The 24,785-nt window shown below is 70.2% G+C and carries 19 protein-coding genes; 15 read left to right on the top strand and 4 right to left on the bottom strand.

Annotated elements, in window-relative coordinates:
• Nucleotides 1-38: 38 nt before the first annotated feature.
• The 4 genes from infB (at nucleotide 39) to truB (ending at nucleotide 5,014) form a co-directional block, all read left to right on the top strand.
• Nucleotides 39-3,194 (top strand): translation initiation factor IF-2, encoded by a 3,156-nt coding sequence (gene infB, locus IG08_RS57145; protein WP_078655618.1) that lies wholly within the window; start codon nucleotides 39-41, stop codon nucleotides 3,192-3,194.
• A 138-nt stretch (nucleotides 3,195-3,332) separates the two neighbouring features.
• Nucleotides 3,333-3,626, top strand: coding sequence for a DUF503 domain-containing protein (locus IG08_RS0116630; RefSeq protein WP_030602156.1), 294 nt, complete (start codon nucleotides 3,333-3,335; stop codon nucleotides 3,624-3,626).
• 33 nt (nucleotides 3,627-3,659) lie between these two features.
• The gene (gene rbfA, locus IG08_RS0116625; protein WP_030602153.1) at nucleotides 3,660-4,112 is read left to right on the top strand and encodes a 30S ribosome-binding factor RbfA; all 453 of its coding nucleotides are present in this window, start codon (nucleotides 3,660-3,662) and stop codon (nucleotides 4,110-4,112) included.
• Nucleotides 4,109-5,014, top strand: a complete 906-nt coding sequence (truB, locus tag IG08_RS0116620) for a tRNA pseudouridine(55) synthase TruB (RefSeq protein WP_030602150.1) — start codon at nucleotides 4,109-4,111, stop codon at nucleotides 5,012-5,014. Before rbfA ends, truB begins: the two co-directional genes overlap by 4 nt.
• Nucleotides 5,015-5,205: 191 nt before the next feature.
• Here the strand turns inward: truB and IG08_RS60145 are convergent, their stop codons facing one another.
• Nucleotides 5,206-6,015 carry a hypothetical protein gene (locus IG08_RS60145; protein WP_158812254.1) on the bottom strand — a complete coding sequence of 270 codons (810 nt, stop codon included), beginning with the start codon at nucleotides 6,013-6,015 and terminating at the stop codon, nucleotides 5,206-5,208.
• Between IG08_RS60145 and IG08_RS0116610 the strand changes: the two genes are divergently transcribed.
• Both IG08_RS0116610 and IG08_RS0116605 read left to right on the top strand, forming a co-directional pair.
• Nucleotides 5,959-9,393 (top strand): trypsin-like peptidase domain-containing protein, encoded by a 3,435-nt coding sequence (locus tag IG08_RS0116610; protein ID WP_030602143.1) that lies wholly within the window; start codon nucleotides 5,959-5,961, stop codon nucleotides 9,391-9,393. The two genes, IG08_RS60145 and IG08_RS0116610, sit on opposite strands and share 57 nt — an antisense overlap.
• A gap of 130 nt (nucleotides 9,394-9,523) precedes the next feature.
• Entirely contained in the window at nucleotides 9,524-10,468 is a 945-nt protein-coding gene (locus IG08_RS0116605) for a bifunctional riboflavin kinase/FAD synthetase (protein WP_030602138.1), read from the top strand.
• Nucleotides 10,469-10,531: 63 nt separating this feature from the next.
• Here the strand turns inward: IG08_RS0116605 and IG08_RS0116600 are convergent, their stop codons facing one another.
• The 3 genes from IG08_RS0116600 to eccE all read right to left on the bottom strand — a co-directional run bounded on the left by IG08_RS0116600 (nucleotide 10,532) and on the right by eccE (nucleotide 15,610).
• On the bottom strand, nucleotides 10,532-13,219 hold the full coding sequence (locus IG08_RS0116600) for an SCO5717 family growth-regulating ATPase (protein WP_052424728.1): 2,688 nt from the start codon (nucleotides 13,217-13,219) through the stop codon (nucleotides 10,532-10,534).
• Between the two features lie 223 nt (nucleotides 13,220-13,442).
• Nucleotides 13,443-14,288 carry a hypothetical protein gene (locus tag IG08_RS0116595; RefSeq protein WP_030602133.1) on the bottom strand — a complete coding sequence of 282 codons (846 nt, stop codon included), beginning with the start codon at nucleotides 14,286-14,288 and terminating at the stop codon, nucleotides 13,443-13,445.
• Nucleotides 14,288-15,610 (bottom strand): type VII secretion protein EccE, encoded by a 1,323-nt coding sequence (eccE, locus tag IG08_RS0116590; protein ID WP_030602130.1) that lies wholly within the window; start codon nucleotides 15,608-15,610, stop codon nucleotides 14,288-14,290. The genes IG08_RS0116595 and eccE overlap by 1 nt, the downstream gene beginning before the upstream one ends.
• Nucleotides 15,611-15,970: 360 nt before the next feature.
• Between eccE and eccB the strand changes: the two genes are divergently transcribed.
• The 9 genes from eccB (at nucleotide 15,971) to IG08_RS0116545 (ending at nucleotide 24,784) form a co-directional block, all read left to right on the top strand.
• Nucleotides 15,971-17,554 carry a type VII secretion protein EccB gene (gene eccB / locus IG08_RS0116585; protein ID WP_030602127.1) on the top strand — a complete coding sequence of 528 codons (1,584 nt, stop codon included), beginning with the start codon at nucleotides 15,971-15,973 and terminating at the stop codon, nucleotides 17,552-17,554.
• A 228-nt stretch (nucleotides 17,555-17,782) separates the two neighbouring features.
• On the top strand, nucleotides 17,783-18,094 hold the full coding sequence (locus IG08_RS0116580) for a WXG100 family type VII secretion target (RefSeq protein ID WP_030602125.1): 312 nt from the start codon (nucleotides 17,783-17,785) through the stop codon (nucleotides 18,092-18,094).
• A 126-nt stretch (nucleotides 18,095-18,220) separates the two neighbouring features.
• Entirely contained in the window at nucleotides 18,221-18,505 is a 285-nt protein-coding gene (locus IG08_RS0116575) for a WXG100 family type VII secretion target (protein WP_030602122.1), read from the top strand.
• A gap of 264 nt (nucleotides 18,506-18,769) precedes the next feature.
• Nucleotides 18,770-20,017: a type VII secretion-associated serine protease mycosin gene (gene mycP, locus IG08_RS0116570; RefSeq protein ID WP_043454444.1), complete on the top strand. Its 1,248-nt coding sequence runs from the start codon at nucleotides 18,770-18,772 to the stop codon at nucleotides 20,015-20,017.
• Between the two features lie 64 nt (nucleotides 20,018-20,081).
• Nucleotides 20,082-20,432 (top strand): hypothetical protein, encoded by a 351-nt coding sequence (locus tag IG08_RS0116565; protein WP_158812253.1) that lies wholly within the window; start codon nucleotides 20,082-20,084, stop codon nucleotides 20,430-20,432.
• Nucleotides 20,433-20,474: 42 nt separating this feature from the next.
• Nucleotides 20,475-22,001 carry a WXG100 family type VII secretion target gene (locus tag IG08_RS60140; RefSeq protein ID WP_158812252.1) on the top strand — a complete coding sequence of 509 codons (1,527 nt, stop codon included), beginning with the start codon at nucleotides 20,475-20,477 and terminating at the stop codon, nucleotides 21,999-22,001.
• Nucleotides 22,002-22,088: 87 nt separating this feature from the next.
• Nucleotides 22,089-23,438 (top strand): S8 family serine peptidase, encoded by a 1,350-nt coding sequence (locus tag IG08_RS0116555; RefSeq protein ID WP_030602113.1) that lies wholly within the window; start codon nucleotides 22,089-22,091, stop codon nucleotides 23,436-23,438.
• 494 nt (nucleotides 23,439-23,932) lie between these two features.
• Entirely contained in the window at nucleotides 23,933-24,223 is a 291-nt protein-coding gene (locus IG08_RS60135; protein WP_158812251.1) for a hypothetical protein, read from the top strand.
• A gap of 255 nt (nucleotides 24,224-24,478) precedes the next feature.
• Nucleotides 24,479-24,784: a hypothetical protein gene (locus tag IG08_RS0116545; protein ID WP_030602109.1), complete on the top strand. Its 306-nt coding sequence runs from the start codon at nucleotides 24,479-24,481 to the stop codon at nucleotides 24,782-24,784.
• The last annotated feature ends 1 nt before the right edge of the window (nucleotide 24,785 follow it).

Here is a 24,785-nt window from a genome sequence, read left to right as displayed (position 1 = left end):
GCGACGGTCCGGATGCACCCGGACCTAAAAGGAGCGAAGTGGCTAAGGTCCGGGTATACGAACTCGCCAAGGAGTTCGGGGTGGAGAGCAAGGTCGTCATGGCCAAGCTCCAAGAACTCGGTGAATTCGTCCGTTCGGCGTCTTCGACCATCGAAGCGCCCGTCGTCCGTAAGTTGACGGACGCCCTCCAGCAGGGCAACGGAGGCGGCAAGCCCGCTTCCGCACGCAAGGCTGCCCCGGCACGTCCGGCAGCCCCCTCTCCCGCGCAGGCAGCCCGTCCGGCCGCCCCGCGCCCGCCGGCCCCCAAGCCGGCCGCCGCCGAGAAGCCCGCGGCTCCCGCCGCGCCGGCCTCCTCCGGCTCCCGTCCCACCCCGGGCCCGAGGCCCGCGCCGCGGCCCGCCCCGGTGTCCCCGGCGCCGACCGCGCCCGAGTTCACGGCACCCCCGGCGGCTCCCGCCGCACCGGCAGCCCCGGCCGCCTCTGGTGGTTCCGGTGGCTCCGGCGCCCGTCCGGGCGCTCCGCGTCCGGCCGGCCAGGCTCCGCGTCCGGGCTCCCGTCCGGCCGGTCCCGGCCAGGGCGGCCAGGGTCGCGGTGACCGTGGCGACCGTCCCGGCGCTCCGCGTCCGGGTGGTCAGGCCGCGCGTCCGGGCTCCCGTCCGGCCGGTCCCCGTCCGGGCAACAACCCCTTCACCTCTGGTGGCTCCACCGGCATGGCGCGCCCGCAGGCGCCCCGTCCGGGCGGCGCCCCGCGTCCCGGCGGCCAGGGTGGCCCCGGTGCTCCCGGCGGCGCTCCGCGTCCGCAGGGCGCAGGCCAGGGCGGTCCCCGTCCCCAGGGCGCGTCGGGCGGTCCCCGTCCGCAGGCTCCGGGCGGCTCCCGTCCGACCCCGGGCGGCATGCCCCGCCCGCAGGGTGGCGGCCCGCGTCCCGGCGGCGGCCCCGGCGGTAACCGTCCGAACCCCGGCATGATGCCGCAGCGTCCGGCTGCCGGTCCGCGTCCCGGTGGCGGTGGCCCCGGCGGCCGCGGTCCCGGCGGTGGCGGTGGCGGTCGTCCCGGTGGCGGTGGCGGCGGTCGTCCCGGTGGCGGCGGTGGCGGCTTCGCCGGTCGTCCCGGTGGTCCCGGTGGCGGTGGCGGCGGTTTCGCCGGTCGTCCCGGTGGTCCCGGTGGCGGTGGCGGCGGTTTCGCCGGTCGTCCCGGTGGTCCCGGTGGTGGCGGCGGCGGTCGTCCCGGCTTCGGCGGTCGTCCCGGTGGTCCGGGTGGCCGTGGTGGCACGCAGGGCGCCTTCGGTCGTCCCGGCGGTCCCGCACGTCGTGGTCGCAAGTCGAAGCGGCAGAGGCGCCAGGAGTACGAGGCCATGCAGGCCCCGTCGGTCGGCGGCGTGATGCTGCCGCGCGGCAACGGACAGTCCGTCCGCCTGTCGCGTGGTGCGTCCCTCACCGACTTCGCCGAGAAGATCGGCGCCAACCCGGCGTCGCTCGTCGGCGTGATGATGAACCTCGGCGAGATGGTCACTGCCACGCAGTCCGTCTCCGACGAGACGCTGAAGCTCCTCGCGGACGAGATGAACTTCATCCTCGAGATCGTCAGCCCCGAGGAGGAGGACCGCGAGCTGCTCGAGTCCTTCGACATCGAGTTCGGCGAGGACGAGGGTGGCGAGGAGTTCCTCGTCGCGCGTCCGCCGGTCGTGACCGTCATGGGTCACGTCGACCACGGTAAGACCCGCCTCCTCGACACCATCCGCAAGACGAACGTCGTCGCGGGCGAGGCCGGCGGTATCACGCAGCACATCGGTGCGTACCAGGTCACGACTCAGGTCAACGACGAAGAGCGCAAGATCACCTTCATCGACACCCCGGGTCACGAGGCGTTCACCGCCATGCGTGCCCGTGGTGCCAAGTCGACCGACATCGCGATCCTCGTGGTGGCGGCCAACGACGGTGTGATGCCCCAGACGATCGAGGCGCTGAACCACGCCAAGGCGGCCGACGTGCCGATCGTGGTCGCGGTCAACAAGATCGACGTCGAGGGTGCCGACCCGACCAAGGTGCGCGGTCAGCTCACCGAGTTCGGTTTGGTGGCCGAGGAGTACGGCGGCGACACGATGTTCGTCGACATCTCCGCCAAGCAGGGCCTCAACATCGAGAGCCTGCTGGAGGCCGTGGTCCTCACCGCGGACGCCTCGCTCGACCTGCGGGCCAACCCGGAGCAGGACGCGCAGGGTATTGCGATCGAGTCCCACCTGGACCGTGGCCGCGGCGCCGTCGCGACCGTCCTGGTCCAGCGAGGCACCCTGCGGGTCGGCGACACCATGGTGGTCGGCGACGCGTACGGCCGTGTCCGCGCGATGCTCGACGACAAGGGCGACAACGTGGAAGAGGCGGGTCCCTCGACCCCGGTCCTCGTCCTCGGTCTCACCAACGTCCCGGGCGCCGGCGACAACTTCCTGGTTGTCGACGAGGACCGCACGGCACGTCAGATCGCCGAGAAGCGGGCGGCGCGCGAGCGCAACGCCAACTTCGCCCGCCGGGGTGTCCGGTTCTCCCTGGAGAACCTGGACGAGGCCCTCAAGGCCGGTCTGGTGCAGGAACTCAACCTCATCATCAAGGGCGACGCGTCCGGTTCGGTGGAGGCTCTCGAGTCCTCGCTGCTCCAGCTCGACGTCGGCGAAGAGGTCGACATCCGCGTCCTGCACCGCGGTGTGGGTGCGGTCACCGAGTCGGACATCGACCTGGCGACCGGCTCCGACGCCATCGTCATCGGTTTCAACGTCCGCGCTGCGGGCCGCGCGGCGCAGATGGCGGAGCGCGAGGGCGTCGACGTCCGGTACTACTCGGTGATCTACCAGGCCATCGAGGAGATCGAGGCGGCCCTCAAGGGCATGCTCAAGCCGGAGTACGAGGAGGTCGAGCTCGGCACGGCGGAGATCCGCGAGGTCTTCAAGTCGTCCAAGCTGGGCAACATCGCCGGTGTCCTGGTCCGTTCGGGAGAGGTCAAGCGCAACACCAAGGCGCGCCTCGTCCGCGACGGCAAGGTCATCGCGGAGAGCCTCAACATCTCCGGTCTGCGTCGCTTCAAGGACGACGTCACCGAGATCCGCGAAGGGTTCGAGGGCGGTATCAACCTCGGCAACTTCAACGACATCAAGGTCGACGACGTCATCGCGACGTACGAGATGCGCGAGAAGCCGCGCGGCTGATTGTCGTAGCACGCGATCGGGGCCGATCGGCGGAGTGAATATCCGTCGATCGGCCCCGGCCGTTGCGTGTACGGTTCCCGTATCGGCGTCGAAGCGTGGCGCCCATACCCCGAACCGGCGGGACATCCGGATACACACATGTATGTGGGGACTCTGTCCTTCGATCTCCTCCTCGGCGACGTCCACTCGCTCAAGGAGAAACGCTCTCTCGTCCGTCCGATCGTGGCCGAGCTCCAGCGCAGGTACGCGGTGAGCGCGGCGGAGACGGGCAGCCAGGACCTCCACCGCAGGGCCGAGATCGGGCTCGCGATGGTTTCCGGGGACACGGGACACCTCGCCGACGTACTGGACCGCTGCGAGCGGCTGGTCGCCGGGCGACCCGAGGTGGAACTGCTCTCGGTTCGACGCAGACTCCACAGCGACGAAGACTGAAGCAAGAAGCAAGACACTTAAGGAGACGGACCAGTGGCCGACAACGCGCGTGCCAAGAGGCTGGCGGACCTCATCCGAGAGGTGGTGGCCCAGAAGCTGCAGCGCGGGATCAAGGACCCGCGGCTCGGCTCGCACGTCACCATCACGGACACCCGGGTCACCGGGGACCTGAGGGAGGCGACCGTCTTCTACACGGTGTACGGCGACGACGAGGAGCGGGCGGCTGTGGCCGCCGGGCTGGAGAGCGCCAAGGGCGTGCTCCGCTCCGCGGTCGGTCAGGCCGCGGGCGTGAAGTTCACGCCGACGCTGACCTTCGTGGCCGACGCGCTGCCGGACACCGCCAAGACCATCGAGGACCTCCTCGACAAGGCGCACCAGTCCGACGAGAAGGTGCGCGAGGTCTCGGCCGGTGCCGCCTACGCCGGTGAGGCGGACCCGTACAAGAAGCCGGGCGAGGACGACGAGACGGACGACGCCGCCGAATGACCCAGAAGAACCAGACGCCCGACGGGCTTGTCATCGTCGACAAGCCGTCGGGCTTCACTTCGCACGACGTGGTCGCCAAGATGCGCGGGATCGCCAGGACCCGCCGCGTCGGCCACGCCGGCACGCTCGACCCCATGGCGACGGGCGTGCTCGTCCTCGGCGTCGAGAAGGCGACCAAGCTCCTCGGGCACCTCGCGCTGACCGAGAAGGAGTACCTGGGCACGATCCGGCTCGGCCAGACGACCCTGACCGACGACGCAGAGGGCGAGATCACGGGGTCGGTGGACGCCTCGAAGGTCACCCGCGAGGCCGTCGACGCCGGGATCGCCAAGCTGAGCGGCGACATCATGCAGGTGCCGTCCAAGGTCAGCGCCATCAAGATCGACGGGGTCAGGTCCTACAAGCGGGCGCGGGAGGGCGAGGAGTTCGAGATTCCCGCGCGGCCCGTCACGGTCTCCTCCTTCGCGGTGTACGACGTCCGGAACGCCGTGGCCGAGGACGGCACCCCGGTCCTCGACCTGGTCGTATCGGTGGTCTGCTCCTCCGGCACCTACATCCGGGCCCTGGCCCGCGACCTCGGCGCCGACCTGGGCGTGGGCGGTCACTTGACTGCGCTGCGCCGCACCCGCGTTGGCCCGTACAAGCTGGACTCCGCCAGGACCTTGGACCAGCTCCAGCAGGAGCTGACGGTGATGCCGATCGCCGACGCCGCCGCGGCCGCGTTCCCGCGCTGGAACGTGGATGCCAGGCGGGCCAAGCTGCTGCTGAACGGCGTACGCCTGGAGATGCCCGAGGAGTACGCGGGCCGTGGCACCGTGGCCGTTTTCGACCCCGAGGGCCGCTTCCTCGCGCTCGTCGAGGAACACAAGGGCAAGGCGAAGAGCCTGGCCGTCTTCGGCTGACACACGCGCTGCATCCGCCCGTGGAGCGGCGATCACGGGGTCGTCGCTGCCGCCGCTCCACGGTCCCCCTCGGTTCCCCCACCCTTAGGGTGTATCCACCCGCCCCCCTCCCTTCACCCGTCCGGGCAGGCGCTCGGAGTGAACCGGGGGAGCGGAAGGGGGCGCTTTCACCACACGATCTGTCCCGCCGATCACCACGCACCTACCGTCGAAGACACGGCAGGTGCACGGCGGGAGGTTCGACCATGGCGGGACGGGGCCCGCGGAGCGGAGACGACCGTCGCACACCGGACGACGCCGCGCGGATGCCGCGGGGGCGGGCCGGCGATGAGGCCGCGCAGGACGCCGGTTCCGGGGATGTGCGGGGCCGGTGGGATGCTGACAGCGACGGTGCACGCGACGACCGCTTCCGGGATGTGCGGGGGCCGTGGGACTCCGGCGAGGACCCTGGCGGCGAGGCTCGGCGCGATGACCGGTCTCGGCGGGGTCGGGGGCAGTCCGGTGAAGGACAGGGTTCGGTCCGCCATGACGGTTCTCGGCGTGCCCGGGGCTGGCGGAACCCCGGCGAGGACCCTGGCGGTGATGGCCCGCGCGATGACCGGTCTCGGTGTGGTCAGGCGCGGTCCGGTGAGGGACTGGGTTCGGGCCGCGATGATGCTGCGCGCGATGACGGTTCTCGGCGTGTCCGGGGTCGGTGGAGCCCGGGTGAGGAGCCTGGCGGTGATGGGCCGCGCGATGACCGGTCTCGGCGAGGTCTGGGGCAGTCCGGTGAGGGACCGGGTTCGGGCCGCGATGATGCTGCGCGCGATGACGGTTCCGGGCGTGTCCGGGGTCGGCGGAGCCCCGGTGATGGGCCGCGCGACGACCGTTCCCGGCATGCCCGTGGTCGGCAGCGTCCCGGTGAGGAGAGGCCGCGGCAGGAACCCGGTCGGGACGAGGATCTCGTGCGGATCCATGATCTGGCCGGGCGGCCCCGTGGGACGGGGTTCGTGGCCGATCATCGCGGGACCGTGATCACGAGCCACGAGACCGTCGACGGTCTGCCCCGGCTCGTCCTGCACGCCGCGGGCGACCGGAGTTGTGTCGTGACCGCCGACGCGGTGACCCCGTTGCCCGATCTGGACCTGGCTCTCGTACGGACGGAGGGCCTCGGGGTGGATCCGCTGCCCGTCACCGCGCGGGACGGGGCCGAGAGCGGCACGTACGTCCGGATCGCCGCGGGCTGCTGGCGCGAGGCGCGGGTGCTGGGCGCGGCGTCCGTCACCTACACCGCCACGGACCGCTTCCATCTCCTCGACGACGCCCTGGAGTTGGCGATCGGCACGGCAGGCCGGGACGCGCTGCGGCTGGGCGGCGGGGCGGCCGGCGGACCGGTGCTCGACGCCACGACCGGTGCCGTGGTCGCCGTACTCGGCACCGCGCTGCAGAGCGGTCGGCGCGACGCCGGTTTCGCGGTCCCGCTCCGCCCGGCCGCCGCCGGTCCGCTCGCCGACCTGCTCGCCGAGAACGCGGCGACGGTGCCCGCGTACGGCGCCGACCTCAACCTCGCCGGTGTACTGGAACTGACCGCCACCTCGGTGGGCCAGGACGGTCCGCCGGGCATCCTCGCGGGTTACGTGGGCCGGGCTGACGCCGTGGAGCCGGTCGAACGGGCCGCCACGGCAAGGGAGTTCGCCGCGTTCGTCGAAGGCCCCGCCTCCGTCCTCGGCCTCGTCGGCCCGCCGGGCAGCGGCCGTACGACGGAACTCGCGGCCCTCGCCGCCCGCCGCAACCGGAGCCCCGAACCGGCCCCCACCCTCTGGCTGCGCGGCGCCGACCTCAAGGACGACGACAGCTCGGTCGCGGACGCGGCGAGCCGTGCGCTGACCCGGGCCGCCCGCATCGTAGCCGCCTCCGAATCCGCCGTCCCCGCGGACCTCGGCGACATCACCCCGGACTGCCTGGCCCGGCTCGCCCACACCACCGGCCGCCCCCTCCTGCTCCTCCTCGACGGCCCCGAGGAGATGCCACCGGTCCTGGCCCACCGCCTCGCGGAGTGGACGGCCGGGACGGCGAAGTGGCTGGGGGAGACGGGGGCGCGGCTGGTGGTGGCGTGCAGGGAGGAGCACTGGGAGGGCGCCGGGTACGGTACTTCAGCCCGTCCGGCGCTTGAGGACGAGGCCGTCCAGGCCGAAAGCGGGGGTCTGGGGGCGGCAGCCCCCAGGGACGGGACGGGTAGGGGCGGCGGGGGCGAAGAAACGCCTTGCGTGCACCTAGGCGACCTCAGCGAGGACGAGGCCCGCCAAGCCCGCGGACGCTACCGCATCCCCGAGGGCGCCCTCACCGATACCGACGCCCGCCACCCCCTCACCCTCCGCCTGCTCTCCGAGATCCGCGCCGCCCTCCCCGACACCCCGGATGCCCAGGTCGACCGCCATGAGATCTTCGAGGCCCACCTCGACCTGATGTGCCTCCGCATCGCCGTACGCCTGGCCGCCGACAACGGTCTGCGCGGCACCGCCGTACGCCGCCTCGCCGCCAAGGTCTCCGGCCAGGTCCACGAGGCCGCCCGCCGCAGCCTCGGCCCCGGCCAGGGCGAGCTGGACCGGGCGTCGTTCGAGGCGGTGTTCCCCTGGGGACAGGCCCCCGCGCGGCTCGGCGGCACCGGCTGGGCGTCCGCCGTCCTCACCGAGGGCCTTCTCGTCCCCGCCGGCAACGGCTACCGCTTCGCCCACGAGGAACTCGCCGACTGGATCCAGGGCATGCACCTGGACCTGGACGAGGCCCTCCGCGCCCTGGTCCATCGCCACCGCACCGACCCGCCCGCGAAGCGGCACGCCCTCCCCGTCCCCCACCACCGCATCGGCCCCGTCGTCCAGGCCCTGCTGCTCGTCGCCCGCCAGCACGGCACGCTCCAACTCGCCCACCGCCTGGAGGAGTTGGTCGACGCGCTCGACGCCGACCCGCACTCCTGGTGGGCGGCCCGCCTGCTCGCCGAGGTCCTGCGGCGCGTCCCCGACGCGATGCCGTACACGGCCGTCCTACGCCTGCTCACCGACCGGATCGTGGCCCGGCGGCACCAGGACCGCCCCGCACCCACGGAATTCGGCCCCGACTTCTGGACCGCCCTGCCGCTCCCGCAGGACCTCCGCTTCGACCTGCTCCGCCGGCTCGTCCTCGCCGACGGCCCCCCGCAGGAGCCCGGCCCGCGTTACCTGGACGCCGCCGCCGGACTGCTCGCCGCCGACCCCACCGTCGTACAACGACACCTCACCCACTGGTTCGACGACGAACGACCGCTGCCCGCCACCCCGCACGCGACCGTCGCGAAGGCCGCCCAGGCGCTGCTGCACACCCACCGGCACCGGGCCCTGGACGACCTCGCCGAGGTCCTCGTCGGCAGCGCGCACCGGCGGGCCGACGAGCTGCTCGCGGTGCTGGCCGAGGACGAGCCGTCGGCCGTGTGCCGGGCCGTCGACCGGTGGGCGCACGACGAGCGGCCGGCGCGGCGGGTGGCGGCGGTGGCATACGGCCTGCGCGCCGCCCCGCACGTGCGCACCGAGGCCGACCACGAACTGCTGCGCTACGCCGCCCTGGCCCTGCTCGCCCGCCCCGCCGACTGCACCCTGCACGGCGGCGCGCTCGCCCTGCTCGTACGGGATCCACGCACGCGTGCCCGCCATCTCCCGCAGGCGCTACGGCACTTCGCGGCCGGCGACCCCCAGTTCCCGCCCAGTGCGCTGGTCCCCGCGCTCACGACCGCCCCCGACCGGGTCCTGGAGGCCTTCCGCGCCCGGCTGCAGCGCCCGGACGCCGGGGAGGCCCTGCGCACGCTCACCGACGTCACCACGCCCGCGCTGGCCCGCCGGGTCGCCGGGCTCGTCCGGGAGGCGGTGGAGCGGCACCCGGAGACGGCCGCCGACGTGGCCGCGTACGTGGACCGGCGCCTGGACCAGGGCCCAGCCGCCCGGGCCGTACTGTTCCCGCTGGTCACCGGCCTGCTGGACGGCGGTCCCGAGCAGGTGCGGGCCGCGTTGGCCACCGTACTGGCCACTCCCGGCGCCCCCGCCTCCCGCGCCCTCCGTCGTGAGCTGCTCGAATCCCTCCTGATCCACGAGCAGGAACCGGCCGTACTGGCGGCGGTGCTGCACACCGCCGCCGAGCGCGGCGGTGACGACCTCCGTGAACTCGTCCACCGCACCGGCCTCCTCCTCGTCCGCACCCCGGACGGCGCGACCCGCTTCGACCGCGGTCTCGTCGACCTGGGCCGCCATGTCCCCGGCTTCGCCGCGCTGGTCGCCGGGTGGCTGGCCGAAGCCCCGCAGGAGTGGGCGGCGGTGGTGGGGCCCAGCGCGCGCAGGATGATCGAGAACCTGGCGGGCGTACGGGTGCCCGCCTGACGTTCGTCCGGTTTGCGTGGGTCGGGTCACAGGCCCCATGCCGATGCGGGGCCCGGGCACGCGGCATGGCACTCTTAGACCTGCGTAACAGGCAAAGAGACGAACCCGGGTTCGACAAGGAGCGGTCACAGTGCAGCGCTGGCGTGGCTTGGAGGACATCCCCGAGGACTGGGGGCGCAGCGTCGTCACCATCGGTTCCTACGACGGAGTCCACCGCGGGCACCAGCTGATCATCCGGCATGCCGTGGAACGCGCCCGTGAGCTGGGCGTTCCCTCCGTCGTCGTCACCTTCGACCCGCACCCCAGCGAGGTCGTCCGCCCCGGCAGCCACCCGCCGCTGCTCGCCCCGCACCACCGGCGCGCCGAACTCATGGCCGAACTGGGCGTGGACGCGGTCCTGATCCTCCCGTTCACCAAGGAGTTCTCGAAGCTCTCGCCCGCCGACTTCGTCGTCAAGGTCCTCGTCGACAAGCTGCACGCGAAGGCGGTCGTCGAGGGCCCCAACTTCCGCTTCGGCCACAAGGCCGCGGGAAATGTCGACTTCCTCGTCGCGCAGGGAAAGGTCTACGACTTCGAGGTCGAGGTCGTCGACCTGTACGTGTCCGGCACGGCGGGCGGCGGCGAGCCGTTCTCCTCGACCCTGACCCGCCGCCTGGTCGCCGAGGGCGACGTCGAGGGCGCCGGCGAGATCCTGGGCCGCCCGCACCGGGTGGAGGGCGTGGTCGTACGAGGGGCGCAGCGGGGGCGCGAGATGGGCTTCCCCACCGCCAACGTCGAGACCCTGCCCCACACCGCGATCCCGGCCGACGGCGTCTACGCGGGCTGGCTGCACGCGAACGGCGAGGCGATGCCGGCCGCGATCTCCGTCGGCACGAACCCGCAGTTCGACGGCACCGAGCGCACGGTGGAGGCGTACGCCATCGATCGGGTGGGGCTGGATCTGTACGGCCTGCACGTGGCCGTCGACTTCCTCGCTTTCGTGCGCGGCCAGGCGAAGTTCGACTCGCTGGAGGCACTGCTGAAGGCGATCGCGGAGGACGTGCAGCGCTGCCGTGAGTTGATCGAGGGCGCCTGATTCCGCGCCTGAACTCATGCCAGAGGGCCGGCACCGTGATGGTGCCGGCCCTCTGGCTTTGCCTTACTGCTGTGTCCAGCCGGGCGGTACGGCGCCCTGCTGCGGATCCTGCGGCGGGGGCGCCTGCTGCTGCCAGCCCTGGCCCGGTGCGGGCTGCTGCGGGGGCTGCTGCTGCCATTCCTGCCCCGGCGGCGGGGCGCCGCCGGGCTGGGCGTAGGGCTGCTGCTGGGGCGCGTACCCCTGCTGGGGCTGCTGCTGCGGGTACTGCATGTTCGGGTTGCCGAAGCCCTGCTGCGTACGGGCGAAGTCCTCGGCGACGATGGCGGCGAGATCGAAGTAGGCCTCGCGGGTCTTGGGCCGCATCATGTCGAGGTCCACCTCGGCGCCCGCCGCGAGGTGTTCGTCGAAGGGGATCACGACGACGGAGCGGCACCGGGTCTCGAAGTGCGCGACGATGTCCTCCACCTTGATCATCTTGCCCGTCTCGCGGACACCGGAGATCACAGTGATCGACCGCTGGACGAGGTCGGCGAAGCCGTTCGACGACAGCCAGTCGAGCGTCGTCGAGGCGCTGCTCGCGCCGTCCACCGAGGGGGTGGAGATGATGATCAACTGGTCGGCGAGGTCGAGGACTCCGCGCATCGCGCTGTAGAGCAGACCGGTGCCCGAGTCCGTGAGGATGATCGGGTACTGCCTGCCCAGCACGTCGAGCGCGCTGCGGTAGTCCTGGTCGTTGAAGGTGGTGGAGACCGCCGGGTCCACGTCGTTGGCGATGATCTCGAGGCCCGACGGCGCCTGCGAGGTGAAGCGGCGGATGTCCATGTAGCTGTGCAGCTGCGGGATCGCCTGGACCAGGTCGCGGATGGTCGCGCCCGTCTCGCGCCGGACCCGTCGGCCGAGGGTGCCGGCGTCCGGGTTGGCGTCGATCGCCAGGATCTTGTCCTGACGCTCGCTGGCGAGCGTGGCACCGAGCGACATGGTCGTCGTGGTCTTGCCGACGCCGCCCTTGAGGCTGATCACCGCGATCCGGTAGCAGGACATCACCGGCGTACGGATCACACCGATCTTCCGCTGCCGCGCCTCCTCCTCCTTCTTCGCGCCGAGCTTGAAGCGCGACGGGCCCTGGTTGTTCTTGCGGGCCTTGGGCTGGTTGCGCAGCAGCCGGTCGGAGGAGAGCTCGACGGCCGCGTTGTAGCCGAGCGGGGTGCCGGGCGCGGCCTGCTGCTGGGGGGCACCGGGCCCGCCGGGCTGCGGACCGGCCGGGGCACCCCAGCCCTGGTCGCCGTAGGCGGCGGGCGGGGCGGCGGGGTACTGCTGGGGCTGGGCCGGGGGCTGTTGCTGGGGCTGCGAGGGCTGCTGCGGCGGCGCGGGCTGGGCCGGCTGCTGCGGCTGGGCGGGCTGCGGGTAGCCGTAGCCAGGCTGCTGGGGCGGGTAGCCGTAACCGGGCTGTGCGGGCGGGGGTGCCTGCTGCGGGTAGCCGTAACCGGGGGCCGGCGGCTGCGGCTGTGCCGGGGGCATGGGCTGTGCGGGCTGGGGCGCCTGCCGCGGGTCGACCGGTGCGGGCTGTCCGCCCTGCGGCGCCTGGTACTCCGGCTGCTGCGGCGGGTAGCCGGGCTGCTGGGCCGGGCCGAACGCCCCCTGCGGAGGGGCCTGGTGTCCGGGCTGTCCGGGCTGCGGCTGGGCAGGAGGCTGGGGGTAGCCGTAACCGGCGGCCTGGGCGGCGGCCGCGGCCTGCTGGTCCGGGTGCCCTGCCTGCTGCGGTGCTCCCTGGCCGGGGTGGGCGGGCGGGAAGCCCTGCGGCAGCGGGGGGAGTCCGGGGGCGGCCTGGGGCGGCACGGGGGTCTGTCCGGTGGGCTGGGGCTGAGCCGCGGGCGGCTGCGGGGGAGCTGCGGGTGCCGGCGCGGCCGGTGCCTCTGCTTCCGCCGTCGCCGGCTCGGCCTCGGGGTCGGAGTGCGCGGGGGAGTCCGCGTCGGCACCGGACACCGGTGCGGTGGAGTCACCCGACTCCGCCTCGGCGCTCGGCTCCTCCGCCGGCTCCACGTCGTCGGCACCGCCGAACAGCATGGCCGCCTCGGCGTCGGCGGCGGCATGGTTGAGCTCGACCTCCGGCTGCGCGGGGGCGGGCTGTTCGGGGACGGCCGCCGCGGGAACGCCCGCCGCCGGGGTGGCGGTCGGGGCCGGGCCGCCCTGAGTGTCCTCGCCGACCGGGCGCAGCACGGGGAATCCGGGCGCGGCGACGGAGGGCTGGGCAGGGGTCGGCGGCTGGGGTGCGGCGGGCGGCTGGGCCGGAGGCTGCTGTTGGGGCGCACCGGCACCGGCCTGCTGGGGGTAGCCGTAACCGCCGGGGGCGGGGGCGGTGCCCGGCGCGGCCTGCTGCTGCGGATATCCGTAGCCACTCGTGGCAGGGCCCTGCTGGGGCGCGCCGGGCGTGCCCTGAGGCTGTGCGGGCTGCTGCGGTGCGGCCTGGGCCTGCTGCTGCGCCGGTGCGGGCGGTGCAGGCTGTGCGGGACGCTGCTGTGCGGGAACTCCCGGCGGCCCGGCGGGCGACCCGACGGGCGCTCCGGTCGGCGGTGGTGGCGAGGTCCGCGCGGCGTCCTGCTGCCCGCCGGCGGTGGAGCCACCCTGGGTGCTTTGGGCGTACCAGGCGGGAGGTTCGTAGACGATTTCGAACTCGCCGGTGAGATCCACCTCGTGATCGTCGCCGTCCGAGGAAGGGCTGCCGCCGTTGTACTCGGACCGATCCCTGTTCACTGCTTGCCTCCTGGTCAGCCACTTCTGCTGAGCTGGTCGTCGTCGCGGCCGGCGGGCCGAGTGGCTGGTCCCACGCGACTGCGATCGTCACCGCACCACCAGAAGCCTAATCACTCACACGGCGGGACGGAAAAGCCCCCATGGGCAACCCCCATGGGTGCCGGCGGAAAAGCCCCTTGGAGGCGGCTTGTTCGCGCCCCGCCCTGCGAGACGGTGTGACGCGTCAGTCGACGCGGCGGGCCACGCCGAGCAGACCCGTCTCCGCATCGGTGGGCGCGGTCATCACGAACTTGTGGTGCTTGCGAGTGCACCACAGTGCGACGCCGTCGTGAAGGGTCGGCAGGTGCTGGAGATGTTCGTCCGGGACGCCCAGGGTGTCACGTACGACGTCCGTCTCATAGGGCGAGATGCGCTGGATCCCGACCAGATGCGCCTGTGCCAGCCAGCGTGGCGCGTGCTCGCTGACGAAGGGCAGCACCGTCACCACGGCCTGCCACGGCACGGAGGTCACCCGCCCGCGCGGCGGGCGGACGCCACAGTCCCGGATCAGCACCACCGGACTCGAGACGGACGGCCCCTGCGCGGGCACCCGGCCCACCGGATAGACCGTCACGCACTGCTGGCCGCCGCCCGCCGCCTGGGCCAACTGCTGCCAGGCCTGCGGGCGACCGGTCTCGACCCCCACGCGTGCTCCCGTCGCGGCGGCGCGCAACGCCAGCACCTGGGCGAGCCACAGACCACCCACAAGGACGACGTCGAACGCGGTCGGACGGGACAGTCCGAGCACGGCCGGCTGGGATTCCGGGTCGGTGCCGATGATCACGCCGTCGTCACCGATGGGCATGTCGATCGCCGCGAGCTCGTCGGCGGTGACGACATGGCGGTTGCGGCGCGGCCCGCGCAGCCCGAACCCCGGGCTGACGATGCGCCGTTGCTGCTGCGGAGTCTCCGGCTGCCGGATGATGGGGATCAACCCGGTGTCGGTGGGGGAGGCCACGTGCGCCGGTGTACGTCCGGCGGCGGGCCGGCCCTGCTGTCCCGGGGGCATGGTCGGGGAGGGGTGGGACATCAGTACGTACCTCCGAGCGGCAGAGTGGCGAGGGCGCCGGGGACCTGTTCGCGGTCGAGGCGTACCAGACCGACCTTCGCGGCACCGGCGGCCCGCTCCAACTCACGTCCCAGCTGGCCGAGTTCGCTGTCGCCACGCGCGGTGACGCGGATGTGCCCGGTGAGGGAGACACCCCGGTTGCCGGCCTTGCTCAGGGTCATGCTGAACGTCGTGGCGAGCACCGGCAGCGAGGTGAACCGCGTGACCAGTTCGGGCAGCGCCACACCGCCGCTTCCCAACTGCGGCCAACGGGAGACCCAGTACGTCGTGTGCCACCGGTCGTCGACCCGCCAGGTCTTCACCGACTCGACCGAACGGCGCTGGGAGGCTCGCCCGTCCTGGTTGCGCTGCGCGTTGGCCCGCGGGTTCAGACAGCTGGACGTCGCGAGCGCCTGCACCAGCTCGTTCTCGTCCAGGATGGTCGCCTTGAAGCCGGCTCCGGCCAGCCGGCTCGCCAGCTGGTCGGCCACCCGCAACAGTGCGCGCTGCGTCCCGGGAACGCCGTCCCCGCGCGCCTGCACCGCCTCCGGGCACAGCTCCGGGTCGAGCTTGAGGGCGACCCAGGTGAGCCGGAGCGCGGGAGCGCCGGACTGCGCCTGGAGGGGGCCGTACGACCGTGCGGCGAGCGCCTGCTGGGGCAGATGCGGCGCGGGCGCCGGCTGGGTGTGCTGCACGACCTGTGCGGAGGCGAGCCGGATCCCGTCGACCTCCAGGGCGTCCTGGATCAGTCGGAGCGGCAGCTGCCGTCCGGCGGACGCCGGGCGCAGGGGCTCGTCTCCCGGCTGTACGAAGAGCACGGCGGTCAGGAAGGACCCGTCGCCGATCATGCCGATCGAGCGGTCGTCACGGGACACGAAGTTGTACGTCCGCAGGGCCGGGTCGCACTCCACGACCGGGGCCAGCATCGCGTCCGTGCCGGGCGGCACGGGCAGCTTGGCGTCGCGCCGGCGCTGCCTCAGCGCGCGCGTGGTCTCGTACCACTCGGGGAGCGGACGGCGGCCCCGGCGCAGAACCGCCAGGAGCAGGAGCAGTGCCGCCACGGCGCCGGCCGGGGCCAGCAGCCAGGAGGTGTCGGCGGCCCAGGCGGCCACCATGACCGCTGCCGCGAGCTCCACCAGGATGAGCTGCTGCAGCCGCACCGGACCCAGACCACCGGGTCGGGGCAGTGTGCGCGGCGACGCGGCGGCGGGAGCGGCCGGAGCAACTGACGTACGTCTGCCGCCCGGACCTCCCTGTTGCTGCGGTGCGCGGCGTCCGCGCCGAGTGCTCGTAGCGCTGGTCATCCCCCGGGACATCCCTTTCGCGAAGTGGTGGCCGTTTCGTCGGGCGGGATGCTCTGTCCGAGATCCCGGTTCCCTGTGACGGGCCAGGGGCGTCGATGGCCCACATCTGCAATGCGAGTGGCTCACGGTACCCGCTGCGGAACACGAGGCGACACAGGGGACACCGAAACCCCAGGTGGCCAGCCTGTCACGGACCGGACCCGCAGGGTGGAGGGCTGTGGTGAAGCTCTGTGAAGATGCGGGGGCGGCCGTACACCTGGTGAACCGTGGTCCCGGGGCGCAGGGCATAGTAGGTGCCTGTGTGGCCGAAGTGGCCTTACGCACACGATCTAGCAGTACAAATCGGGAGATACGGGGACCATGGCCAAGCGTCAGGATGAGCTCGCCGCCTACACGTTCGCTCGCAAGCGCACCGTCGCGGCGTTCCTGGCACCGTCGCCGGGGGGCTCGGAGGAGGGCGCGCCGCGTCCCATCCGTACGGTGATGCCCAGCCTGGCGGTCGGCATCGTGCTGGTGATCGGCTTCATCGCCTGGGGTGTGATCAAGCCGGCGGCACCCGCGGGCTGGGACAAGCCCGGTGAGTACATCATCGTCGACAGCGACTCCACGACGCGCTACGTCGTCCTCGACGACGAGACGTCGGGCGGCAAGAAGACCGCGACGCTGCACCCCGTCCTCAACTACGCCTCCGCCAAGCTCCTCCTGGACAAGGGCAAGGGCAGCGTCCTCGAGGTCCCCGGCAAGGAGATCGACAAGAGCGGCCTCCCGCACGGCGCGACCCTCGGTATCCCGTACGCCCCCGACCGGCTGCCCTCCAAGGACGACGCGGAGAAGACGAAGACCTGGGCCGTGTGCGAGCGCCCGGCCCCGGGAACCGGCGACGCCATCGACCGTGCCGTCTTCGTCCTCGACGCCGACGACGCCAAGTCGCTCGGCGGCTCGGGCGCGGTCAGCCCCCGCGAGGCCCTGTACGTCGTCAACAGCAAGACCAAGCAGGAGTACCTGGTCGACGGCAAGGGCAACAAGTTCCTGCTGGGTGGCACGGGTCTCGACGACGTCACGATGGAGCAGCTGCGCGCGGCCGTCATCGGCAACAGCACCACGGCCGAGCCGCAGTCGGTGAGCCCGGAATGGCTGCAGACCCTGAACGACCGCGGGACCATCGCATTCCCGACAGTCCCGTCCTCCGGTGAACCGACCGACGTACAGGGGCTCCCCGCCCAGGCGCAGACGGTGGGCCAGGTGCTGAAGGCGGAGGACGCGCAGGGCAAGCAGCAGTACTACGTCGTCCTCAAGGACGAGGTCGCCTACATCACGCCCTTCGTCGCCAGCCTGCTCGAGGCCGCGTCCTCCGCGAACGGGACGGACGGGGTCAACGGCATCACGGTCTCGCCTTCGCTGGTCATCACGGTCAACGGCGGCAAGGTGAACGGCTTCTACGCGGACAAGGGCTGGCCCGAGACCGTTCCGGAGCAGGCCAACTCCGCGGCCACGGGGTCCCAGGAGGCTCGTACCACCTCGTGCAGCGTCTACAAGGGCGCCCTCGGCACGGACCAGAAGCCGCAGCTCGCCGCCTGGGCCGGAACGACGTATCCCAAGCGGATCGTCGCCGATTCGCTGAGCGCGTACGTCTCGTCCGGTTCGGGGCTCCTCTTCCAGGAGGTCACCGGTGCGGCGGGGGGCGGCGGGGCGACGTACCTGCTGACGGATACGGGGCTGCGGTACTCGCTGCCGGCGAACAACGACAGTGCGGCGGAGGGGTCTTCCTCTTCGTCCTCCTCGTCCTCGTCGGAAGGTGATGCGAGCGAGACGGACAAGGCGCGCACGCGGCTGGGTTACGAGGACCTCTCCAACCCCGCGATCGTGCCGCAGACCTGGGCGACATTCATCCCGAAGGGGCCCACTCTGGACACGGGTAGCGCGGCGCAGGAACAGAGCCAGTAGAGGCTGGCGATCGGTCAACGGGCTGGCGGGCAGGCGTACTTGAGGGTTTCGCCTGCCCGCGGGTCACAAGATGATCGCTCAAGTGTGTGAGCCGTGTAACTGATTGGTCTTGCCTGTGGATGTGGGACAGGCTGACGATAGAGTGTTTGCAGCGCTCAACGGTGCGAAGCTTCTCCGGGCACCAGTGCAGGTTTCCCGGATCAACGACGACATGGGGGAAGGTTCAACATGGCCGGCCAATTCCGGGTAACAGAGGACGAACTCACAAAGCTCTCCGGTGACATCAGCACTGTCAGCGGTCAGCTGCAGGGCGAGATCCGCCGTCTCAACGGAGTGATCGACCAGATCGCCGGTGGATGGCAGGGCCAGGCGGCCCAGTCCTACCGTCAGCTGCAGGACCGTTGGAACTCGGACGCGAAGCGGATGAGCGACATCCTCAACGACATCAAGGAAGCCGTGGACTCCACGCGGAGCAACTACTCCGCGTCGGAAGAGCAGCAGAACAGCGAGATCAGCAAGATCATGTCCGACTTCGGCTGATAGAGCCGCGGACTCCAGTAGATCTAGATCTCCATCGATCGCGACGGATCTCGACCGATCTCGGTCCGATCCTGATCGATCTCCACTGACTTCTCGTCTTACGACTCTTCCTGAAAGGGAACGACGATGTCGATCCTCGTCAATTACGCAACCATCACCAACGCGTCCTCGGACGTGCAGTCGACGGCCGGCCGCATCAAGCAGCAGCTCGACGACCTCGAGGCCGCGGTCAAGCGCGTCGCCAACTCCTGGGAAGGTGAAGCCCAGGAGGGTTACCAGCGCAAGCAGCGTGAGTGGGACCAGACCGCCGCTGACCTGCACGCGACCCTGCTGAAGATCTCCACCGCCCTGCAGAGCGCGGCCGACAACTACCAGGCCACGGAGAAGAGCAACGCCAACACCTGGGGCTGAGCCCGTCGGCGACCCGAGGGACTTGAGATGAAGAGAATCGGCCCAGCGGACGCCACGGCGTCCGCTGGGCCGACCTCTGCTTCGGGGTCGTACACGGTTTCCGCGGGACAGCGCACAGCAAATCCCGCAAATCTCACAAATCTTTACACTCGTCATCACGGAAGCCCTGGGGGCCTGGACATGAGGGGCCTGAACGTGAAGGGTCTGACAGCCCGTTCGCGTAGCCGCAACAGTGGAACCCGCGCACTGCAGCGGGTTTTTGGCGTGCTTGCGGCGACGGGGATCTGCTTCGCGTCGGCGTCGGCGCAGCCGGCTCTGGCGGACACGGCGGACACGGTGGTGCCCACCCGCCTCACGGACTCAGGCCCGGACTTCGGCCTGGCGGACAACACGGAATGCGTCTTCGGCGGCGACGTCATCAAGTCCACGCCGTGGTCCCTCCAGCGGATCCTCCTGGACCAGCTGTGGGCACAGGCGAAGGGCGAGGGCGTCACGGTCGCGGTGATCGACACGGGCGTCGACGACAACAACGTGCAATTGCGCAGCGCCATGGCCTCGGGCAGTAAGTCCTTCGTCGGCGGCTCCGGTACCCAGGACCTCGAAGGCCACGGCACCAGGGTCGCGGGCATCATCGCCGCGCGCCCGATCAAGGGCACGGGCTTCGTGGGCATCGCACCGGCCGCCAAGATCCTCTCCCTCCGCTACACGGGCGGAGACGGGGAGGACGGGCAGGGCGACTCCGGGACCATGTCGGCGGCGATCCGGGCCGCGGTTGCAGCGGGCGCGAAGATCATCAACATCTCCTCGGACACCGCGAGCAAGGAAGACAACGACGGACTGCGCAGCGCCGTGGCGTCCGCGGTGGCCCAGGACGTCCTGATCGTGGCGGCCGCCGGCAACGACGGAGCCGATGGCAAGTCCGCGAACACCTACCCCGCTTCGTACCCGGGCGTCCTGGCGGTGGCGGCGTCCGACCGCAACGACGAACGCGCCTACTTCTCGCAGGCGGGCGACTTCGTCGACGTAGCGGCACCCGGTGTGGGCATGGTCTCCACCGTCCCGAAGGCCGGCCAGTGCACCGCCGACGGCACGAGCTTCGCCGCCCCGTACGTGGCGGGCGTCGCAGCCCTCCTGAAGCAGAAGCACTCGGACTGGACCGCGGCCCAGATCGCCACCCGCATCGAGGAATCGGCCCAACGCCCGGGGCGCGGCCCCAACCGCTACATCGGCTGGGGCGTGGTCGACCCGGTCGCCGCGTTGTCGGACGACTCGACGCCGGGTTCGTCTCCGAAACCGGATCCGGTGGTGGCGGCCGGCGCGGGCAAGGTCGTCCCGATGGCCGTGACGATGGGCGAGAGCGAGGCGGAACGGGAAAGCCGGATCGCGATTTACGTGCTCGGCACGGGGCTGGCGCTGGCACTCGTGGTTGCGGGGAGTGGGGTTGCTGTGCGGGACTGGCGTAGTCGGCGGGTTGGGCGAGCGGGTCGGTCGGGTAACCGACCTGTGCGATGACTGGGCAACTTGGGCACCGAGCGGGTGCTGAAAACTTGAGGAACAGGGGAGAGGACAACGGGGTATGAGTAACGGTATGCGGGTTGATCTGAGCGAGCTGGATAACGTCATCCGCAAGCTCAACGGCCTTCTCTCAGACATGGACAAGGCCAACACCAAGGCCAAGTACGAGACGGACATCCCGAGCACTGCTTTCGGCAGCATGAAGTTCTTGGAGTCCAACCAGCTTCACACGGCGCACCAGGACGGGAAGACCCGGATCGAGGCCATGATCAGCGATCTGCATAAGCTGATCAATGACTTCGGAACGAGTGCCTCGAAGGTCAGGGACAAGTACAACGACCAGGAGCAGGCGAACAAGCAGGGCATGAGTGCTGCTCCCGACAGCGCGCCCAAGGGCGGTTCGGCCTACTAAGCGGTTCAGCGACCGGTCACTGACAGAGGGGACGTTTCAACGATGGCTTACGGCGGTTACTACAACGCTGAGTACTACGAGGCTCAGCAGCAGGCACAACAGCAGTACATCAAGGACAAGCACGACGAAAAGCTTGAGTCGACCAAGGACGGGGGTATGGGAGGCCCGGACCGCAGCAAGCTCGACACGCCTTTCATGCAGATGGGCATCCCTGAGCTGCGGTCCATGGTCCTGGACGCGGACCCTGGCCGGATCTACGACGTCAGCCAGCACTGGAAGTCGGTCCACAACATCCTGTCTGGTGGCGATGGCGACCCCAAGGTCGGCGGCGTGGACTCGGTATCCGCGAAGGACAGTGTCGCGGGCATGATGCAGAGCGCTGTTGAAAACGTTCTCGAGCACTGGGAGGGCGACGCGGCCGAGGCATTCCGCAAGAAGGCCAACGAGATCATGCAGAACGTCAGGAACGGAGCTGCATGGGCCAACTACTACGGCGAAACCATGCACTCCGTACAGAACGACCTGCGGACGTCCATGGACAAGATGCGGGACGTCGAAGAGCCCTCCGGCTGGGACAGGGCCTGGGACAAACTTACGGACGACAACCGCAGTGATGAGCAGTTGCTGGCGGACATCAACAAGGGCGTGAGTACGGACGCCGCCCGCCAGGCGAACGCCGACTCCCTTTCGGCCGGCAAGGAAAAGCAGCTGGAGGGGGTGGCGATCATGGAGCAGCTGGGAGTCAATTACAAGGCTTACGCGGGGATGGCACCCGTTGACGACCACAAGACAGATCCCTTCACGCCTCCAAACCCCAGTACGCCGATGCCTACCCCTATTTCCATGCCGTCTGGCGGTAGCGCAAGCCCAAGCACCGGAACCGGTACGACCAAGCCGTGGAGCGCAGGTTCGACAACGAGCATTAAGCCGTCGCCTACGACACCCCGTAACCCTGGCATCACGGGTGGTTCCCAGCTCCCGACAGTTGGAACAAAGGTGGACAGCATCTCACCAGGCCTGACAGGGACTGGTCCAAGCACGGGTGTTGGCGGACCCAGTGTTGGTGGCGGCAGCTTCGGCACCAGTGGAGCTCAGGGTTCCGGCATCGTGACTCCTGGCGGAACGTCCGGACTCGCGGGCGGTGCTGCTGCCGCACGCGGTGGCATCGGAGCCGCAGGCGGTCGGACTGGTGGTGGCGCGGCAGCCGGCCGCGGTGCCGGAGGCCGATCCGGTATGGGTGGCATGGGTGGCGGGGGCGCCGGTGCGGCTGGTCGAGGGGGTGCTGGCGCTGGCGGTCGTGGGGCCCTCGCGAGGTCCCGCGGCGGTGTGGTCGGCGCCGCCAAGGGCGTCACCGGCAAGGGGGCTGGCGGAGGTGCAGGCCTGCACGGCAGCCGTGGCGGATCACAACGTGGCGCCATGGCGGGCGGAGCCGGCGGTGCGGGTGGTCGCGGCCGACGGTCCGAGGAAGAGAACAGCCAGGGCGACCGTCCCGATTACTTGGTCGAGGACGAAGAGACCTGGATCTCAGAAGAGGACCGTAACCGCAACGTACCGCGGACCATCGAGTAAGCACGTAAGCGGGTTGGACGGAAAGTTGTCGTCTACCCATGTATGAAGGCTGGCGCACCCAGCCATCGCTGAGTGAGGAGCAGGGAATTGGGTTTCAAGCGAGTCTGGCCCACGACAGGTGTCGTGGCGTTGACGGGAGCCTTGCTCCTCACTTCGGCTCCAATTGCGTCGGCAGATGAAGTCAGAGATGCCCAGTGGCCGCTGACCGTGTACGCCGCAGACAAGGTTTGGGAGAACTCCGAGGGAGCAGGAGTTACCGTTGCTGTAATCGACTCCGGTGTAGATGCCAGCCACGCAGACCTCGTCGGACAGGTTCTGCCGGGTAAGGACTTTTCTGGCGCAGGCAACCCTCATAAGGATAATGACGGGCATGGCACGGGAATGGCCAGCCTTATTGCTGGCCATGGCCATGGGGTGAATGATTCTTCCGGAGTCATGGGTCTTGCACCAAAGGCCAAAATCCTGCCGGTGCGAATTTGGTCCACCAAGGAATCGCTAGAGCCAGGGAATTGGGCTGAGGCGGTTCGATACGCGGTAGAGCAGGGTGCGTCAGTAATCAATCTGTCGCTCAACGATGATGCCGCCTACCCTGGCTCAAAGGTCGCTAAGGCAATCGAATATGCGCAAGCAAACGATGTTGTTGTTGTGGCGGGTGCGGGCAACGATGCAGGAGCGGTCAACTATCCGGCTGCTCTCCCAGGCGTGGTGGCAGTATCCGCTGTGGACAAGGGCCTGAACTTCTGGCCTAAGTCGAACACTGGGAACGTCACTGTTGCAGCACCCGGTGTGGAAACCCCTCAGGCTGATCCGACCACCCGTAGCGGTTACGCTGTGGCAGACGGAACCTCTGGCTCCACCGCGTATGTCTCAGCCATCGTCGCACTCCTCCGCTCCAAGTATCCGGACCTATCCGCAGGCCAGATCATCAACCGCCTCGTCAAGTCGGCGTCCTTCCTGAACAACACGGGCAAGACGGCCCCGGACAAGGAACTCGGTTACGGGATCGCCCGTCCCGGTTCGGCGCTGACGATGGACATCCCCAAGGGTTCCAAGGAGGGCCCCTTGGCTCAGGCGTCGTCGTCCGCCTCTCCGAGTTCCGGCACTGCTTCCAACGACAACGACAGCACGAGTGCGGCCAAGAAAAAGAAGAAGTCCTCCTCGGGCAGCATTCTCCTTATCGCTGGCATCGCAGCCGGCGTGGTCGTTATCGCCATCCTCTTCGTGGTGATCCGCAGTCGTCGCAACCGTGGAGGCGGCGGCCCCGGCTCCGGCGGCGGAAACCCCTCGTACGGCACGGGCTACCCGCCCCAGCCCCCGACGGGCTACCAGCAGTACCCCAACACGGCTCCGCCCAACCAGGGGTACCCCACTCCTCCCGGACAGTCCCCGCAGCAGCCCAACCCCTATGCCCAACAGCCCCCGCACCAAGGGCAGTAGGAGTAGTTCCTCCTCGGAGAGGCTGTGAGCTCGGAGCTCCCGGAGCTGAACTCCCAAGCTGCTGCCGATGAGATGACGTCGCGTACTGCGAACTCTCTCAGCGGAGTCTTGCTCGGGATTGCAGTTGTCGCCCCTTGGCTGCTCTTCGCCATGTCGATCATGTCTGGCAAATTGTTGTGGCTGACAGTGCCGGACCTGATCGGTACGCACGTGGGTCTCTTAGCCATGCTGCGCGGGTACCGCGATGACAATCGCGCTTTGAAGAGGTGGGGAGCAGGGTCTCACGCGATGACCCTGCTGCACTGTCTCGTGGTACTCGCGCTTTTGCAGTGACCCGGCTACGGGATAGTCCGCCTCTACAAGGCCCTCACGATGGATACCCCCAAGCGGCTCAAGGACAGCCTCCGCTCGGTCGGGTCCAGCTGGCCACCGAGGCACCCGGAAACCGCGACACCACAGCGAATCATCCCGCGAACGAGAGGGGACTCTCCCCAATGGGCGCCATCGTCCTTATCGTCGGCATCATCGGCCTCGGAGCCGTGATTGCCGCCGTCGTCACCTTCGCCGTAACTCGCAATCGCCGCAACTCGGGCAACGTCGGCTCCGTCAGCGGAACTTACCCCCAGAACATGGGCTACCCGCCCCAGCAGACGACGTACCCGACCGCCCAACAGCCGTCCCCCTCCGCAGCTCCCCATCAGGGATACGGTCACCCCGCTCCTCCAGCACAGTCTCCGCAGCACCCCAACCCCTACGCCCAGCAACCTCCGTACGAGGGCCAGTAGGTGATGACGGAAAGCCGGCGACGAGCCCATCGGCGGCATCCGATGTCGAGCAGGCGCTGAAGCACGACAGGCGCGCATCCACTCCCGTCTGAGATCAACTCTTGTGGGTCCGAACCGGCCGGTCGGCTGAGGCCGGTTCAAGTGAAATCCGCGACGCCGGCGCGGCGTGCTTACCGCTGCGTGGCATGATCGGGCCATTCGACTGCCGGTTGTCGTTTGCCGATGCGACCGTCGATACGCGAACGGGAGGCCTGAGTGGGAGACCATTTCAAGACCGACATTGATCAGCTCTCCACTTTCACCAAGGACCTCAACAGCGCTAATGAGAGCCTTGATCAGGTGCGGACCGCCCTGCAGCACGTGCGGGCCGATCAGATCGGGACGCCGGAGCTGGATGAGGCGTGTGACGAGTTCCAGGAGCGCTGGAAGTACGGCAACGAGCAGATCAAGGAACGCATCGGCAAGCTCACCGACGGCCTCCAGAAGAATACGGACAACTACCGCGAAGTAGAGACCTCCCTGGATGAGAGCTTCAAGCGCGCCGCGGCTGCGGGGAAGTGAT

The organism is Streptomyces fulvoviolaceus, from assembly GCF_000718165.1.
Lineage (GTDB): Bacteria > Actinomycetota > Actinomycetes > Streptomycetales > Streptomycetaceae > Streptomyces > Streptomyces fulvoviolaceus.
Note: the sequence above shows the minus strand (reverse complement) of the source record. Positions and strands in the feature narration are given on the sequence as shown.

Coding starts and splice junctions, on each gene's coding strand:
- IG08_RS0116630 (WP_030602156.1), top strand. CDS start 3,333: ATGTATGTGGGGACTCTGTCCTTCGATCTCCTCCTCGGCGACGTCCAC.
- truB (WP_030602150.1), top strand. CDS start 4,109: ATGACCCAGAAGAACCAGACGCCCGACGGGCTTGTCATCGTCGACAAG.
- IG08_RS60145 (WP_158812254.1), bottom strand. CDS start 6,015: ATGATCGGCCACGAACCCCGTCCCACGGGGCCGCCCGGCCAGATCATG.
- IG08_RS0116595 (WP_030602133.1), bottom strand. CDS start 14,288: ATGTCCCACCCCTCCCCGACCATGCCCCCGGGACAGCAGGGCCGGCCC.
- eccE (WP_030602130.1), bottom strand. CDS start 15,610: ATGACCAGCGCTACGAGCACTCGGCGCGGACGCCGCGCACCGCAGCAA.
- eccB (WP_030602127.1), top strand. CDS start 15,971: ATGGCCAAGCGTCAGGATGAGCTCGCCGCCTACACGTTCGCTCGCAAG.
- IG08_RS0116580 (WP_030602125.1), top strand. CDS start 17,783: ATGGCCGGCCAATTCCGGGTAACAGAGGACGAACTCACAAAGCTCTCC.
- IG08_RS0116575 (WP_030602122.1), top strand. CDS start 18,221: ATGTCGATCCTCGTCAATTACGCAACCATCACCAACGCGTCCTCGGAC.
- IG08_RS0116565 (WP_158812253.1), top strand. CDS start 20,082: ATGAGTAACGGTATGCGGGTTGATCTGAGCGAGCTGGATAACGTCATC.
- IG08_RS60140 (WP_158812252.1), top strand. CDS start 20,475: ATGGCTTACGGCGGTTACTACAACGCTGAGTACTACGAGGCTCAGCAG.
- IG08_RS60135 (WP_158812251.1), top strand. CDS start 23,933: ATGGGCGCCATCGTCCTTATCGTCGGCATCATCGGCCTCGGAGCCGTG.